The organism is Bacillus sp. FSL K6-3176, assembly GCF_038003325.1.
In the GTDB taxonomy this organism is placed as follows: domain Bacteria; phylum Bacillota; class Bacilli; order Bacillales; family Bacillaceae; genus Bacillus; species Bacillus altitudinis.
The window spans coordinates 1,535,683-1,551,149 of sequence record NZ_JBBOOX010000001.1 but is presented as its reverse complement, the minus strand read 5'-3'; the positions used below and the strand labels follow the sequence as shown (position 1 = coordinate 1,551,149).

The window sequence follows — 15,467 nt, the reverse complement described above, 5'->3', positions numbered from 1 at the left end:
AGACCTCCGTTTTACATCATCATATATGGATTCATATCGATTGATATCATCAACTGTTTTTGTTCCATTTCTTTTTGATAATGATCTTGTATTTTCCGTAATAAACTTGCCAGTTCATTTTCCCTTTTGTATTTTATCACGCATTGATATCGATATCTATCTTTGATCTTAGCGATCGGAGAAGCAGCAGGACCGAGAATCCTTGTATTCGGTGCACAATTCATTTTCAGGAACTGAACAATTTTGTCTGTGACATGCGCTGCCTTTGTCACTTCTTCATGTGATACAGTCACCATCGCCAAAAAATAAAATGGCGGATAGGACTGATGACGACGGTGCAACATCTCCTGCTCATAAAAGGCTTCATAATCATGCTGTTTGGTTAATTCAATACTATAATGCGTAGGTGTATATGATTGAATAATGACTGACCCCGCTTTTTCATGACGTCCCGCCCGTCCGCTTACTTGTGTAAGAAGCTGAAACGTTTTTTCACTTGAACGAAAATCAGGGATGTGAAGAGACGTATCCGCACTAAGGACACCGACAAGTGTAACATCTGGGAAGTCTAATCCTTTTGCAATCATTTGCGTCCCAAGCAGAATGTCCGCTTCTTTGTTACCAAAGGACGTGAGAAGCTTTTCGTGCGCGCCTTTCCGAGAGGTTGTATCTACATCCATTCGGATGACCCTTGCTTCTGGCAATACCTTCGTCAACTCTTCTTCCACACGCTGCGTGCCTGTACCAAAATAGCGAATATGCTCACTATGGCATTCTGGACATTCTGCAGGTACAGGAGCTTCGTGACCGCAGTAATGGCACTTCAGCCGTTTTTGAAAGCGGTGATAAGTGAGAGAAATCTCACAATGTGGACATTGTTCCACATATCCGCAATCACGGCACATCACAAAGGATGAATAGCCTCTTTTATTTAGAAATAAAACAGCCTGTTCTTTTCTTTCAAGTACTTCTTTTAACCTGAGCATTAATTCTTCTGAGAACATGGAGCGGTTGCCGTTTCTTAATTCTTCTCTCATATCAATTAACGAAACGTGCGGCAGCTGCTGCTGATTGACGCGCCGTTTGAGCGTCAGCAGTGTATACACACCCTTTTTCGCACGCGCATATGACTCAAGTGAAGGCGTTGCACTGCCTAATACAACCGGACATTGGTGCCGCCCTGCTCGTTCAATGGCCACATCTTTCGCATGATACCGAGGCATTTCTTCTTGTTTATATGACGATTCGTGTTCTTCATCTATAATGATCATTCCTAGATTCTCAAACGGGGCAAAAACAGCCGATCTTGCGCCAACGACAAGCTTGACTTCCTTGCGGTGGATTTTCCGCCATTCATCGTATTTTTCCCCAGTCGATAAGCCGCTATGAAGAACAGCCACATTGGACCCGAAGCGCTCTTTAAAACGCTGGACCATTTGAGGCGTTAATGAAATTTCAGGAACTAGGACGATCGCTTCTTTTCCCTTTTGGAGGACATGATCAATCGTCTGTAAATAAATTTCGGTTTTACCGCTTCCTGTGACTCCGTGCAGTAAAAACGTTTCATGTTTGTCATCGCTCACTGCTTGATGAATGGGTTTTGCCGCTTCTGCTTGCTCTGTTGTGAGATCAAGAGGAGTAGATGGTGTAAACTCCTTATCCCGATAAGGATCTCGATAAATCTCTTCATAGCTTTCTGTTAACAGACCTTCTTGAATCAAGGCTTTTATCGTTTGAGAACTAGCACCTGTTTGCTGCTGCAAATCTTTTGCTAAAAACGTCGTTTCATTCGATTGAAGTAAAAAAGCAAGCAGCGCCTTCTGTTTCACCGCATTTTTCTTTAACTGTTCCTGCTTTTCTTCAAGTTTTTCTTTTGAAACAGCTGTCTGAAGTGTCCGCACCTTTTTCTTTCCGGATTTTTGCGAGACGTGATATCTGACTTCTAGATGACCTTTTTGGACATGCTTTTGAATAGGCTTCAGCTGTTCAGGCGGAATGTCAGCGTAAAGGATGCTCTCTTGCTGACCGAAAAGCTCTTTCAATGACTGCGGAAGTTCCTCAGCTGATAACACCTGAATTTCTTTTTCATATTTGGCTTTCATCGCTGCAGGAAGCATCGATTGAAGCGCCGTAATATGATAGGACAATGTTTTTTCCGTCAGCCAGTGGGAAAGCTCCAATAGCTCATCTGTCAGAACAGGAGATAAATCAAATAAATCGACAATGTCCTTGATGTTTCCTGACTGTACGTCTGTTTCTTCTTTGATTTTTGTCACAAACCCTTGAATCTTCCTTGGTCCAAAAGGAACTACTACCCTCATACCAGCCTTGACAAGGCCTTTAAAGCGGTCTGGCACACGATAGTCAAATGGCCTGTCAATGGCTTTCGTTGTGACATCGACGATCACTTCAGCAATCATGCTCGATCACGCTCTTTTGGCAGCAGCTGTTTTGCCTCCTGTAAGATTTCAAAGGCAAGGTCTTTTTTACTCATCATTGGCAGCTCTTTTTTTGTTCCGTCTGCTTTGATCAATGCTGCGACATTCGTATCTGTGCCAAAGCCTGCGCCCTCTGCTGCAACATTGTTCGCGACAATCATATCTAAATGCTTGGATTCGATTTTCTTTTTCGCATAGTATTCTACATCTTGTGTCTCAGCTGCAAAGCCGACTAGCACCTGATGTTCTTTTCTTTTCCCAAGCTCTTTTAAAATATCTTTCGTCCGCTTAAATTCAACCGCTAGTGCACCGTCTTGTTTTTTCATTTTATGAGAATACGTCGTGACAGGCGTATAATCAGCAACGGCTGCTGATTTAATCACGATATCTGCTGTCTCGTATACATCTAACGCTGCTTGATACATCTCCTCAGCCGATTCCACTTGCACCACATCCACATGCTCAGGCGCAGTCAACGAAACAGGTCCTGAAATGAGCGTGACATCAGCCCCCATTTGCTCGGCAGCTTCTGCAATGGCATAGCCCATTTTCCCAGAAGATCGATTTGAAAGAAAACGAACAGGGTCGATCACTTCTCGTGTAGGGCCAGCTGTGACCACAACTTTTTTACCTGAAAGCGGCAAGCTGGTTGGCTCATCAAAAAACGCACGAATGTGTTCAACAATTTTTTCAGGCTCCTCTAAGCGTCCTTTTCCAATGTAGCCGCATGCTAAATAGCCTTCACTTGGCTCTATAAACCGGTAGCCGTCTTCATATAAAGTGCGGATGTTCCGCTTGACAGCTGGATGGTCATACATGTGCACATTCATAGCCGGTGCAACCCATACAGGAGCTGTTGAAGCAAGCAAGGTCGTTGTGAGCATATCATCAGCAAGTCCTGCGGCCATTTTACCAATGGTATGTGCTGTTGCAGGGGCAACAAGAATGAGATCGGCCCAGTCAGCTACATCAATATGCGCAATGACTTTTGGATTGTTTTCTTTAAATGTATCCACATACACCTCATGCCGAGATAGGGCTTGAAAGGTGAGCGGAGACACAAACTCACGGGCAGATTCTGTCATAATCACTCTTACGTTTGCGCCTGCCTGTACGAGTTTACTAGTGAGTGCAGCTGCTTTATATACGGCGATTCCTCCGCTGACGCCGAGTAAAATATTTTTTGACTGTAACATTTGTTTGTCCCCCTTAACGGCCTTTTTCACAAATTCGTCTACAATTCAAAAAAGTCAAAACCAATCATAGTTTTGACTTTTTTGAACGTATCGTATCTGCATGGCAGAAGCGATGTTATTCTTGCTCTTCTTTTTCAAATGTCAAAAGACCAGCATCGATTTCTTCAAGAGCTTTCCCTACAAATTTGTAGGATTTTGTGTTTTCGATTTGTTGATCTTGATGGATTTGCATTTCACGTGCACGGCGTGCAGACACTGTGACAAGTGTATATTTTGAGTCAAGTTTGTTCATCAATGAGTCAATTGAAGGATCTAACATGGTTTATTCTACCCCCAGCATTTTTTTATATCTTGGTGCGACTCTGTCTCTTCGCAGGTGCTCTGCAAGGACGATCGCTTTAATTCTTTCACATGCAAGCTCGACATCGTCGTTTTCAACGACATAGTCATAAGCATCCATCATTTCAATTTCTTCTTTTGCAGCAGCCATTCGGTTACGGATGAGATCCTCAGATTCTGTCCCGCGTGTAATAATGCGGTTTTGAAGTTCTGAAAGACTTGGCGGTGCAAGGAAAATAAAGAGACCTTCCGGGAATGCTTCTCTTACTTGAAGTGCACCTTGCACTTCGATTTCAAGGAAAACATCTTTTCCTTCGCTCAATGTTTGTTCTACATAGTCAACAGGCGTGCCGTAGTAATTCCCGACATATTCTGCCCATTCTAACAGCTTTTTGTTTTCAATCATATGTTCAAATTCTTCCCTGGTTTTAAAGAAATAATCAACACCATTTCTTTCACCTTCACGCGGTTTGCGGGTTGTCACAGAAATAGAGTATTCAAATTTCGTATCTTCCTGGGAGAAAATGGCTTGTCTGACCGTTCCTTTTCCAACTCCCGAAGGTCCAGAGAGAACGATTAAAAGTCCTCTTTCTTTCATAATGGCGTATTACCCCTGCCCTTCATCTATGATTTCTTCTTTTACAGAAAGTCTTTGCGCGACAGTCTCAGGCTGAACGGCAGATAAGATGACATGGTCACTGTCCATAATGACAACAGCACGGGTTCTTCTTCCGTATGTCGCATCAATGAGCATGCCTCGATCTCTTGCGTCTTGTATCATTCGTTTAATCGGTGCTGATTCCGGACTGACGATCGAAATCATCCGATTCGCTGAAATGATGTTTCCAAATCCGATATTGATCAACTTTATGGTCATCTTCTAACGTCCCCCTGTAATATAAACGTCTCTAGTCTCGCCGAAAGAGACGCACTGTAAACAGCATACACAATGACTATTCTATATTTTGCACTTGTTCTTTTATTTTTTCAATAGCGCTTTTCATTTCAACCACGAGCTTTGTTAAATGGTGATGGTTTGCTTTTGATCCAATCGTGTTCACTTCACGGTTGAGCTCCTGTACAAGAAAGTCAAGCTTTCGTCCGGCAGCGCCGCCTTGCGTCAAAATTTGCTGGAACTGCTGAAAATGACTTTTCAGCCTGGTAATCTCTTCTGTAATGTCACAGCGATCAGCAAAGATGGCCGCCTCTGTGGTCAGTCTGCTCTCTTCAAGCGCCTCTCCGATCCATTCTTGCAATCTTTGATTCAATCGTTCTTTGTACTGACTCACAACCTCTGGTGCAAACACTTTGATTTCTTCTGTAAATGCCTCAAGTTCAGACAGCCTGAGTTCACAGTCTTTTTGAAGTGATGTTCCCTCCTGCTCTCTCATAAAGCAAAGCTCCTTGACAGCTTCTTCACAAGTGTCTATCAGCAAATGCTCCAGCTGCTCATTACGGCTGACTGACTCTTCCACCTGAACAGCCTGTTCCAGCTTCAGTAAGTCATGTGCATGCTGAATACCTGAAATATGATAGCGGTCCTCAAGGTCTTTTGCGGCTTTCATATATTCATCAAGCAGCGGCCAGTCAATCTGTAAAGACCGGCTTGCAAGTTTACCGCCTTCAATCGTAACAAACAGCTCAATTCGACCGCGCTGCACGTGACGAAGAATAATTTTTTTTAATGTATCTTCGAAATATAAAAGCGGCCTCGGCAAACGGGCATGAACCTCTTTAAAACGGTGATTGACCGATTTTAGCTCAACTGACACTGTCAGTTCTCCATCCGTTTTACTCGCTTGGCCGAATCCCGTCATACTGCGTATCATGTGAAAACACCCAATTCTTTCATATTAATAAAATGAAAAAGGTAATAGCAGACACTATTACCTCAAAATTATACCATAACCAATTATTTTTTTCTTGTCAAAAGTGATCCCGCCAGTAAAAAAGTTGGCAATGCAGACATACCGATGATCAGAAGCCAATCAACTGGTGCGACCGCCACCGTTTTGAAAATCGGCTGAAGCGGCGGATAATAAATGACCACAAGCATCAGCAGCAGGGAAGACACAACGGCGCCGATTAAGTACATATTCCCGAATGGATTGCGTTCAAAAATAGACCGTTCACTGCGGCAGTCAAACACATGAATGAGCTGCGCCAAAACGAGTGTGCTGAATGCAACCGTCTGCGCATATTGAAGATTGTTCGGATCACGGTGATACACAAACATAAAGGCTAACAAAGTGGCAATCCCGATCAGAAACCCTCTTGATACGACCTTCCAGCCAAGCCCTCTTGCAAAAATCCCCTCTTTCATGTTCCGCGGCTTTCTCTTCATGACATCGCCTTCTGGTTTATCCATTCCAAGTGCCATAGCCGGCAAGCCGTCTGTGACAAGGTTTACCCACAAAATTTGAATTGGAACGAGAGGCAATGGAAGCGCAAGAAGCATCGCAAACAGCATGACCAAAATCTCTCCCACATTCGATGCCAGCAAATAGCGGACAAATTTGCGAATGTTTTCATAAATATTCCGGCCCTCTTTAATAGCGGATTTAATGGTCGCAAAGTTGTCATCAAGCAAAATAAGAGAAGAAGCTTCTTTGGCAACGTCTGTTCCGGTAATCCCCATGGATATGCCGATATCCGCCTGTTTAATCGCTGGCGCATCATTCACCCCATCACCTGTCATCGCGACAATATGGCCATTTTTTTGATAGGCCTTCACAATTCTCAGTTTATGCTCAGGTGATACACGGGCAAAGACGTACACATCTTCTGCTGTTTGCTCCAGCTCTTTGTCGCTTAGCTGATCCAGAGCTTTTCCATCAAGCACCTTTCCTTGCTTCGGTAAGAGACTTAAATCTTTAGCGATCGCTTTAGCCGTTTCTACGTGATCGCCTGTAATCATCACTGTTTTAATGCCAGCATCCCGGCATTCTTTAATCGCTCGTCTCACTTCAGGACGAGGTGGATCAATCATGCCCTCTAGACCGATAAATGTGAGGCCAGTTTCCGCCTGCTGAACAGAGGTGATTTTTTCTGTCAGGCTTACTTTTTTATATGCAATCGCAATGGTTCTAAGCGCTTGTCTTGCTAAACCTTGAATGGCAGCTTCTGTTTCTTGCCGGTGGGCCTTTGAAAATGAGGCGGTGCGTCCGCCGTGCATCATATGACTTGAACGGTTCATCAGCACATCTGGCGCCCCTTTGGCAATGACATACCGCTCCTTCTGATTCGTTTCCACGACGACTGACATCATTTTTCTTTCAGAGTCAAAAGGGAATTCCTCCACCACACGAAATCCCGCTTCGATGAATTGCTCTGTAAAACCCGCTTTACGCGCAGCGGTTAGAAGTGCTCCTTCTGTCGGATCGCCATCAAGTCTCATCTCTCCGTCTTTTTCAACGATGGTCGATGTATTACAAAGTGCTCCGTATAATAGCACCTTTTGCAGGCTTGGATGTTTGTCTACGTGGACAAGTTCTCCGTTTAAGGTAAAATCACCTGACGGCTCGTACCCAGTGCCAGAAATATTCCACGTTTTCCCCTCTGCCCATACATGTGTCACTGTCATTTTATTTTGTGTCATTGTGCCTGTTTTATCTGAGCAAATAATCGAGGCGCAGCCGAGTGTTTCCACGGCCGGCAGCTTTCTGACAATGGATTTTTGTTTAATCATCCGCTGCACACCTAGGGAAAGTGCGACAGTGACGATCGCCGGCAGTCCTTCTGGAATCGCAGCAACAGCGAGAGATACACCCGCTAAGAACATATGATACAAATCATGACCTTGCACCACACCAAGAACAACCACAAGAACAGTTAAAAATAACGCAGCAACAATTAAAATTTTCCCCAGCTGCTCAAGGCGTCTTTGCAGCGGTGTTTCCATATTACCTGCTGAATCCAGCATACCGGCAATTTGTCCCATCGCTGTATTCATCCCTGTACCAATGACAACTCCTACACCGCTTCCTCTTGTGACAAGCGTCCCCATAAAGGCCATGTTCGTCAAATCTCCAAGCGAGACATGATCTCGCGAGAGCGGACTCGCATGTTTGACTGCTGGGATGGACTCTCCAGTGAGGGCAGATTCTTCGATTTCCAAACTCTTTGTTTCTAGTAATCTGATATCTGCCCCAATTCGATCCCCACTTGAAAACTTCACAATATCTCCCGGCACGAGGTGCTTGGACGGGATCTTGACCCATTCATTGTTTCTCCTTGCATAGACATGCGGCGTTGATAATTCCTTTAGTGCTTGGAGGGACTTTTCCGCACGGCGTTCCTGATAAAAGCCAAGCACACCATTTATCAGCACAATCGCCACAATCGCCACAGCATCAATATATTCACCTAAAAAGGCAGAAATAATCGTTGCCGCAAGCAGGATTAACACCATAAAGTCTTTAAATTGCGCTAAAAAAATAACGAACGCCGACGCCTTTTTCCCTTCCTGCAATTCATTTGGCCCATGCTTTTCAAGCCGCTTTTGCACATCTTTTTCTGACAGTCCGTCACCTATCGATGTATTCATTGTTTTTAATAAATCGGTTTGGTTCAGTTCATGCCAATTCATTTGACCTCGTCCACTCCTCTTTTGTTCTCTCTCTTATGCAGTGTTCTATAAGCCAGTTTATTCAGACTCGTCCTAAATCATGCTATAATAATAAGACTGCCTAAAGAACGAGAAAACGTAAGGTTCTTTCAGTAGATTTGTGTGAAAGAAGAGGGTGTATCCAACATGTCATTTGACGGCATTTTTACATACGGTATGACAAATGAATTGCAAGAAACATTATCTGGCGGAAGAATTTCGAAAATACATCAGCCATACAAGCATGAGCTGATTTTTCATATCCGATCAAAGGGGAAGAATCATAAGCTTCTTTTATCCGCTCACCCGAGCTATGCAAGGGTACAGCTCACTGAGCACCATGATGATAATCCGAGCGAACCGCCAATGTTTTGTATGCTTCTCAGAAAACATCTTGAGGGTGGGTTCATTGAACGTTTTGAACAAATTGGGTTAGATCGGGTGATCGTGCTGCACGTGCGAAGCCGAAATGAAATTGGCGATGAACAAACCCGTAAGCTGTATATTGAAATTATGGGCAGGCACAGCAACTTAATTCTCGTGGAGGACGAAACGGAGCAGATCATTGACGGACTGAAACATCTTTCTCCATCTGTGAACAGCTATCGAACGGTGCTGCCCGGACATCAATATCTTCTGCCGCCGGCACAGCAAAAGCTGAATCCTTTTGACGTGACGAAGGAAGATATTTTAAAGCATTTACGTTTTCAAGAAGGGAAAATTGCCAATCAAATTGTCGATACATTCTCCGGGGTTTCTCCGCTGTTTGCTAAGGAAGCTGTCCACAGGGCCGGTCTTGCCAATCAGGAAACGATTCCAAGTACATTGCTCAAGATGTTTCAGCTCATTCAGGCGCATTCTTTTACCCCTCAGCTCACGAGAAAAGACGGGAAAGAGTATTTTTATTTATTAGAACTTCAGCACGTCCATGGTGACATGAAGACATTTGATTCTCTTAGTGAGCTACTTGACCGCTTTTATTTCGGAAAAGCTGAAAGAGACAGAGTCAAACAGCAGGCGGCTGATCTTGAACGTTTTGTTGTGAATGAAAAAAAGAAAAATGAAAACAAGCTAAAAAAACTAAAAAGAACGCTTGAAGAATCTCAAAATGCGCATAAGTACCAGCTTTATGGTGAATTGCTTACTGCCAATATATATGCAATTAAAAAAGGGGATAAAGAAGCGACTGTCATCAATTATTATGATGAAGAAGGCGGAGAGATCACGATCCCGCTCAAAACAAACAAAACCCCTTCTGAAAATGCACAAGCGTATTTTACAAAATACCAAAAGGCAAAAAATGCAGTAGAGGCCGTAAATGAACAAATCGAACGAACACATGAAGAAATTGTTTATTTTAATGAGCTGATCCAGCAGCTGTCCTCTGCCTCACCAAAAGATTTAGAGGAAATAAGAGAAGAACTGGTGGAAGGAAAATATTTGCGTCCCAAACAAAAACGCAACGCCAAAAAGAAAAAACCATCGGCCATTCAGCTTGAAGCATATGAATCTTCTCAAGGTGTTCCGATTCTCGTTGGAAAAAACAACAAGCAAAACGAATATTTGACCACAAAGGCGGCAGCTCGTGATGACATTTGGCTGCACACAAAGGATATTCCTGGATCACATGTCGTCATTCGTCACCAAGCGCCTGATGAACAAACCTTGCTTGAAGCGGCACAAATTGCTGCCTACTTCTCGAAGGCAAAAGAATCAAGCTCCGTCCCTGTCGATTATACGAAAATCCGGCATGTGAAAAAACCAAACGGAGCAAAACCGGGCTTTGTCACGTATGATCAGCAGCAAACATTATTTGTGACGCCTGATGAGGATGTTGTCCTAAAGCTGAGAAAATAAAAAAGAGCCGATTAAATCTTTAGATGAGATTTTATCGGCTCTTTCTTTGTCGTTTTTTCCTTTCTATATAGAGCTCATCCAGTGCATCTACGTCCTCTTGTTCAAGCAAGGTCTCAATGGCCGCAGCCAGCTGTTTAGTGCGGGCTGGGCTTGCACCACTCGTAGATACAGAGATTGTCACTTTTCCTGCCCTCACAACCTTTGGCACAATCACATTGCCAAGCTCTGACTGGCTCACACAGTTGACGAGCTGATGAGGAAGCGCTGATTGCGTCATCCACTCGTTTACTGAAGGATCGTCTGTAGCAGCGACAATCAAAAATGCATCCTTTACATCTTCCGCATCAACTTTCTTTTTCTTCCAAATCAGCTGATATGTCTCAATGAGATTCGCCATTTCTTCACAAATGTCAGGGCTCACAATGGTTATGTTGCATGGCTCCATGCATAGCGCACTCGTCCTTCTAGCCGCAATCCTTCCACCGCCGGCAATCAGCACGTGTTTATTGGTTAGATCAAGATGAACTGGAAGCATGGCTTTCTCCTTGAAAACGAAACGCATCCTCTTTGTTTAAGATCGTTTCCTGCACACGTTCAATATAAGCTGCTTTTACATGGGGATGAAAACCAATATACCGGCAGACACGGACATCTCGCAGCCGCTCTCTCGCCTGATTCGCTTCATTCTCAATCTCTTTCATTAAAATGCCTGTAAATAAAAGATAAGGCACGAGATAGACAGGCGTATCGTCATCTACTGTTAACTGTGCTAAGACGTCACGATAATTCGGTTCACACGCTGTAATAAAACACGGAAAAACCTCTGCACAAGGCAGCATGCTTCGGACATCATCTACAATGCCAAACACATCCCGCTTTACATCTGGATCAGAGCTTCCGCGGCCAATTAAGAGAATTTTTGCGCGCTCTCCCTTGTATCCAGCTTCTTCAATCCTTGCGATAACCGCTTTCGTGACTTCTTGGTTCACGCCTATAGGTCTTCCATATGTCACCTTCACTTGTGGGAAACGTTTTTGTACTTTCACAATCTCATCTGGAATATCTGATTTGGCATGCATGGCAGTTAAAAGGAGGAGCGGGACGATCGCAATGTGAGTTGCTCCTTTTTGTACACAAGTCTCAAACCCTTCTTCGATTGAAGGGTCCGTCAACTCTAAAAAACAAATTTCTTGTATATCTGCTTCCACTAACGGCATACAGCTTTTCATAAAAGAAATGGCTTTATCCTGTGCTTCTTTTACCCTGCTTCCATGCCCAACATAAAGGACAGCTTGTTTCATTTGACTCCTCCTTGCAACCCTAGTTTTATTCAGACGAAAAGACACGATGTCCACACGTGTCTTTTCACCTTTGTTCTCATTTCTCAATCAGTGCTGGTTCAAACCAGTTCAACTTTTGATGAAAGTGAACGACATCTCCTACTACGATTAAACTCGGATGCTCGATCCCTTCTTTTTCAACCGTTTCAGATAGTGTCGCCACCGTGCAGCAAGTCGTCTTTTGCCTCGTGGTCGTTCCCCAGTGAATAAACGCAGCTGGGGTTTCAGGGTTCCGCCCATTTTTCAAAAGCAGCCGCTGGACTCTTTCCACATTTTTGACGCCCATGTAAATGACAAGGGTATCAATCCCCGTCGCCAGCGCTTCCCACTTTTCTTCAAAATGTTCATCCTTTTGATAATGCCCTGTCACAAACGCAACATTTGAGCTGAATTCTCGGTGCGTGACTGGAATGCCTGCATAAGCAGCCGCTGCAATACCAGAAGTAATCCCCGGGACAACTTCATACGGAATACCATGCTCAGCTAAGCATTCGATTTCTTCACCGCCGCGGCCAAATACAAAGGGATCACCGCCTTTTAGACGAACGACTATTTTCCCTTCCTTCGCATAAGCAACAAGCGCTTCATTAATCGCTTCCTGTCTCATCGTATGATGATTCGGCAGTTTGCCGCAATAGATCAACTCCGCCTCCGGTTTGGCATGGGCAAGAATCTCTTGATTGACAAGACGATCATATAAAATGACATCTGCCTGCTGTATTGCCTTATGGGCCTTTAGCGTAATTAAGTCTGGGTCACCCGGTCCGGCACCAACAATGTATACTTTCCCCATCTTGCTTTCTCCCCCTGCCATCAGGCGATTATTTCGTTTTATTCTTTACATAATCAACAAGGCGCTGTTTTGACTCCTCGCGTGATAATTCACCTGTATCTAGAACGAGCTCAGGCGCAGCTGGCTCTTCGTATGGTGAATCGATTCCCGTGAAAAATGGAATTTCGCCGTTTCTTGCTTTTTTATATAATCCCTTTGGATCACGCTCTTCACACACGTTCAGATCACATTTCACAAACACTTCGTGAAATTCTCCGTCTTCGACTAACTGTCTTACGATTTGGCGGTCTTCTTGAAATGGTGAAATAAAAGCAGTAATGACAATCGTTCCTTGCTCAACAAATAATTTCGCCACTTCACCGATGCGCCGAATGTTCTCTTTTCTGTCGTCATCTGAAAAGCCTAAGTCTTTATTGAGTCCATGGCGTACGTTATCGCCGTCAAGAACTGTCACTTGGTACCCCTGTTCAAACAGCTCTCGAGCCGCTGCGTTGGCGATCGTCGATTTACCTGAACCGCTTAGACCTGTCAGCCAAATGATCCCGCTTGTATGGTTGTTTTTCTGTTGATATTCTTTTTTAGTAATAGATGAATCATGCCACACGATATGTTCGTTGCTCATGTCATATCCTCCTTTAAGATACCGTCGTTTTTAATCCTTCGATTAATGTTTCAATGACTTCTTTTCGGCTGAACGTGCTCGGAGGTAATTCACCATTTCTCAGCATCGTTCTGACCTTTGTACCTGAAAGAATGACATGTTCGCTTTTATCATGTGGGCATGTTTTTGGTGTTGCCATGGCTTCACATGTATTGCAGTAAAAGCTGTGCTCAAATTTTAATGGTGTGATCCCAATTTCTTCGCTTGTAAATTGTTCAAATAGCTCCTGCGCTTCGTATGTGCCGTAATAATCACCAACACCCGCATGATCTCTGCCGACAATAAAATGTGTACAGCCATAATTTTTACGCACAAGCGCATGAAAAATCGCTTCCTTTGGTCCAGCATAACGCATGGCAGCAGGAAAAACACCTAAAAAGACGCGGTCTTTCGGGTAATAACCGTTCAGTAACACTTGATAGCTTTTCATTCTTACATCTGCTGGAATATCATCAGATTTTGTTTCACCAACAAGTGGATTTAAAAATAGACCATCCACTGTTTCCAGTGCTGTCTTTTGAATGTATTCATGCGCACGATGGACTGGGTTTCTCGTTTGGAAACCGACAATGGTTTTCCAGCCGTTTTCTTTAAAATGTTTTCTTGTTTCTTCTGGCTCATACGTAAATTGCGGGAAAGGTTTTTCACTGCGTTTTGTCAGTGTAATTTTACCACCAATATACGTGTCACCGCGTTCAAATAATTTTTTCACGCCTGGGTGATTGCGGTCATCTGTTTTATACACATTCACTGCTTCTTTTTCCTTATCAGGTGTGTATTGATCTTCCACCTCAATGACCCCGTATACTGTTCCATTATACGATAAACGAACAATGTCACCTTGATTGATCTCCGCTGCTTGTTCCTTTGTGACAGGCAGAGTAATCGGAAGAGACCAAACGACACCACTTGCTAGTCGCATACTGCTGACAACTGCTTCATAATCAGCTTTCGTTAAAAACCCTTCAATTGGACTATACCCGCCAATTGCGATGAGTTCAAGGTCTGCAAAAGAAATGGCATCCAGCTCAATTTCTTTCGCAGCTGTGCTTAGATCAAATTCTTCATTTACTCGATTAATTAATACGCCACCATGTGGTGTTAAACTCATTTGTTCATCTTCCTCTCAATGTTCATATTTATTAGATGTTAATAGTCGGATTTATATTTAAATCCCGCCGCCCTGTTCATGAATCGAGCTGCTCTCATTTTTAACTGCCTTCATAAGACTCAGTGCACCTAGTGAAGCAAGCAGTACACTCATCATGATAAAGATAGAGTAATAGTCTCCTTTTAAGAAAAGGCTTACCAACAAATAAGATAGACTAAGTGATAAGAAAGGTGACACAACCCATACCTTCAGCATTTTTTTCACAACATGTTTATGAAAAATGTTCGGTCCACCCTTTGCCATACCTAGCCCAATAATGGACGAGGAGGTAATTTGAGTAAGGGGAACAGGGAGTCCGAATATAGAGCTGACGATGACAAGTCCTGCACCGGTGCTCGATAATAGAATGCCTTCACCCGTTTGATAGCGTGTAATTTTCTTTCCGTTTGTTTCTAGTACCCTTCTTCCTAGAAGCAGCGCCCCAATGGCCACAAAGATTCCGCCGTAAAGGGTTCCTTGCCCGACTGTTAAAACACCTGACGCGACAAGCGGGCCGACCGCATTGGCGACATTGTTCATGCCGGCTGAAAATGCTTCTAAAAACCCACTGATAATCAAAACAACAGATAAGATCAATGTACCTTTTTTGGATAATGTCCGTTTAGGGAACAATCTGATGATTTTGACAACAGCAAAGGTAAAAACAAAGGCAACAATCGGAATAATCACCCAAAAAGAGACAATGACTAAGATCGATTTCACATACAGCACTTTATATGCGGCTGCCACACCGACCACAGCTCCTACTGTGACCTCACTTGTGGATAAAGGAATGGCCAAGAGATTCGCTATGAAAAGTGATAATGCGGCCGAGCCAATGATGATACACACAATTTCAAGTGTGATGACAGATTCCGGCATAATCCCGGAGCTGATCGTTTTGACGACCTCACCGCCGCCAATCACTGAACCTGCTAATATTCCAACCGCACAAACGCTGAGCGCGTATATTGGCTTTTTGATCGCACCTGAACCATATGCGATGCCCATCGAAGCAGCTGCTCCGCTTGCGCCAATATTTAAAGCAAAGAATAAGCTAAATAAAATTGCGGCGATTTCCATACAT

At 43.7% G+C, this 15,467-nt stretch carries 14 protein-coding genes; 1 reads left to right on the top strand and 13 read right to left on the bottom strand.

The annotated features are described in order from the left end of the window. Positions 1-11 precede the first annotated feature (11 nt). From priA to MHB38_RS08005, 7 genes are all read right to left on the bottom strand, one after another. The gene (gene priA / locus MHB38_RS08035) at positions 12-2,420 is read right to left on the bottom strand and encodes a primosomal protein N' (RefSeq protein ID WP_224559772.1); all 2,409 of its coding nucleotides are present in this window, start codon (positions 2,418-2,420) and stop codon (positions 12-14) included. Next, positions 2,417-3,634 (bottom strand): bifunctional phosphopantothenoylcysteine decarboxylase/phosphopantothenate--cysteine ligase CoaBC, encoded by a 1,218-nt coding sequence (gene coaBC, locus MHB38_RS08030; RefSeq protein WP_017367218.1) that lies wholly within the window; start codon positions 3,632-3,634, stop codon positions 2,417-2,419. Before coaBC ends, priA begins: the two co-directional genes overlap by 4 nt. A gap of 115 nt (positions 3,635-3,749) precedes the next feature. Further along, positions 3,750-3,953 carry a DNA-directed RNA polymerase subunit omega gene (gene rpoZ, locus MHB38_RS08025; RefSeq protein WP_008344896.1) on the bottom strand — a complete coding sequence of 68 codons (204 nt, stop codon included), beginning with the start codon at positions 3,951-3,953 and terminating at the stop codon, positions 3,750-3,752. 3 nt (positions 3,954-3,956) lie between these two features. Then, positions 3,957-4,571 carry a guanylate kinase gene (gene gmk / locus MHB38_RS08020; RefSeq protein ID WP_007499680.1) on the bottom strand — a complete coding sequence of 205 codons (615 nt, stop codon included), beginning with the start codon at positions 4,569-4,571 and terminating at the stop codon, positions 3,957-3,959. A 9-nt stretch (positions 4,572-4,580) separates the two neighbouring features. Continuing rightward, positions 4,581-4,850 (bottom strand): extracellular matrix/biofilm regulator RemA, encoded by a 270-nt coding sequence (remA, locus tag MHB38_RS08015; protein WP_008344898.1) that lies wholly within the window; start codon positions 4,848-4,850, stop codon positions 4,581-4,583. Positions 4,851-4,926: 76 nt separating this feature from the next. Continuing rightward, complete coding sequence (locus tag MHB38_RS08010; protein ID WP_007499682.1) at positions 4,927-5,802, bottom strand: YicC/YloC family endoribonuclease; 876 nt, start codon at positions 5,800-5,802, stop codon at positions 4,927-4,929. Positions 5,803-5,885: 83 nt separating this feature from the next. Continuing rightward, on the bottom strand, positions 5,886-8,561 hold the full coding sequence (locus MHB38_RS08005; protein WP_224559773.1) for a calcium-translocating P-type ATPase, SERCA-type: 2,676 nt from the start codon (positions 8,559-8,561) through the stop codon (positions 5,886-5,888). A 165-nt stretch (positions 8,562-8,726) separates the two neighbouring features. Here MHB38_RS08005 and MHB38_RS08000 point away from each other — a divergent pair, with 165 nt between their 5' ends. After that, on the top strand, positions 8,727-10,436 hold the full coding sequence (locus MHB38_RS08000) for an Rqc2 family fibronectin-binding protein (RefSeq protein WP_224559774.1): 1,710 nt from the start codon (positions 8,727-8,729) through the stop codon (positions 10,434-10,436). Between the two features lie 31 nt (positions 10,437-10,467). On the opposite strand, the gene MHB38_RS07995 is transcribed toward MHB38_RS08000, so the two are convergent. From MHB38_RS07995 to MHB38_RS07970, 6 genes are all read right to left on the bottom strand, one after another. After that, complete coding sequence (locus MHB38_RS07995; RefSeq protein WP_341003039.1) at positions 10,468-10,971, bottom strand: NAD(P)-dependent oxidoreductase; 504 nt, start codon at positions 10,969-10,971, stop codon at positions 10,468-10,470. Continuing rightward, the gene (locus MHB38_RS07990; protein ID WP_144740265.1) at positions 10,952-11,737 is read right to left on the bottom strand and encodes a sirohydrochlorin chelatase; all 786 of its coding nucleotides are present in this window, start codon (positions 11,735-11,737) and stop codon (positions 10,952-10,954) included. Before MHB38_RS07990 ends, MHB38_RS07995 begins: the two co-directional genes overlap by 20 nt. 76 nt (positions 11,738-11,813) lie before the next feature. Continuing rightward, positions 11,814-12,569 carry a uroporphyrinogen-III C-methyltransferase gene (cobA, locus tag MHB38_RS07985; RefSeq protein ID WP_144625882.1) on the bottom strand — a complete coding sequence of 252 codons (756 nt, stop codon included), beginning with the start codon at positions 12,567-12,569 and terminating at the stop codon, positions 11,814-11,816. Positions 12,570-12,597: 28 nt separating this feature from the next. Then, entirely contained in the window at positions 12,598-13,191 is a 594-nt protein-coding gene (gene cysC, locus MHB38_RS07980; RefSeq protein WP_074042033.1) for an adenylyl-sulfate kinase, read from the bottom strand. 13 nt (positions 13,192-13,204) lie between these two features. Then, positions 13,205-14,341, bottom strand: a complete 1,137-nt coding sequence (gene sat / locus MHB38_RS07975; protein ID WP_046527256.1) for a sulfate adenylyltransferase — start codon at positions 14,339-14,341, stop codon at positions 13,205-13,207. Between the two features lie 57 nt (positions 14,342-14,398). Then, positions 14,399-15,463, bottom strand: a complete 1,065-nt coding sequence (locus MHB38_RS07970; RefSeq protein ID WP_050827247.1) for an inorganic phosphate transporter — start codon at positions 15,461-15,463, stop codon at positions 14,399-14,401. Positions 15,464-15,467 lie beyond the last annotated feature (4 nt).

Coding starts and splice junctions, on each gene's coding strand:
- priA (WP_224559772.1), bottom strand. CDS start 2,420: ATGATTGCTGAAGTGATCGTCGATGTCACAACGAAAGCCATTGACAGG.
- coaBC (WP_017367218.1), bottom strand. CDS start 3,634: ATGTTACAGTCAAAAAATATTTTACTCGGCGTCAGCGGAGGAATCGCC.
- rpoZ (WP_008344896.1), bottom strand. CDS start 3,953: ATGTTAGATCCTTCAATTGACTCATTGATGAACAAACTTGACTCAAAA.
- gmk (WP_007499680.1), bottom strand. CDS start 4,571: ATGAAAGAAAGAGGACTTTTAATCGTTCTCTCTGGACCTTCGGGAGTT.
- remA (WP_008344898.1), bottom strand. CDS start 4,850: ATGACCATAAAGTTGATCAATATCGGATTTGGAAACATCATTTCAGCG.
- MHB38_RS08010 (WP_007499682.1), bottom strand. CDS start 5,802: ATGATACGCAGTATGACGGGATTCGGCCAAGCGAGTAAAACGGATGGA.
- MHB38_RS08005 (WP_224559773.1), bottom strand. CDS start 8,561: ATGAATTGGCATGAACTGAACCAAACCGATTTATTAAAAACAATGAAT.
- MHB38_RS08000 (WP_224559774.1), top strand. CDS start 8,727: ATGTCATTTGACGGCATTTTTACATACGGTATGACAAATGAATTGCAA.
- MHB38_RS07995 (WP_341003039.1), bottom strand. CDS start 10,971: ATGCTTCCAGTTCATCTTGATCTAACCAATAAACACGTGCTGATTGCC.
- MHB38_RS07990 (WP_144740265.1), bottom strand. CDS start 11,737: ATGAAACAAGCTGTCCTTTATGTTGGGCATGGAAGCAGGGTAAAAGAA.
- cobA (WP_144625882.1), bottom strand. CDS start 12,569: ATGGGGAAAGTATACATTGTTGGTGCCGGACCGGGTGACCCAGACTTA.
- cysC (WP_074042033.1), bottom strand. CDS start 13,191: ATGAGCAACGAACATATCGTGTGGCATGATTCATCTATTACTAAAAAA.
- sat (WP_046527256.1), bottom strand. CDS start 14,341: ATGAGTTTAACACCACATGGTGGCGTATTAATTAATCGAGTAAATGAA.
- MHB38_RS07970 (WP_050827247.1), bottom strand. CDS start 15,463: ATGGAAATCGCCGCAATTTTATTTAGCTTATTCTTTGCTTTAAATATT.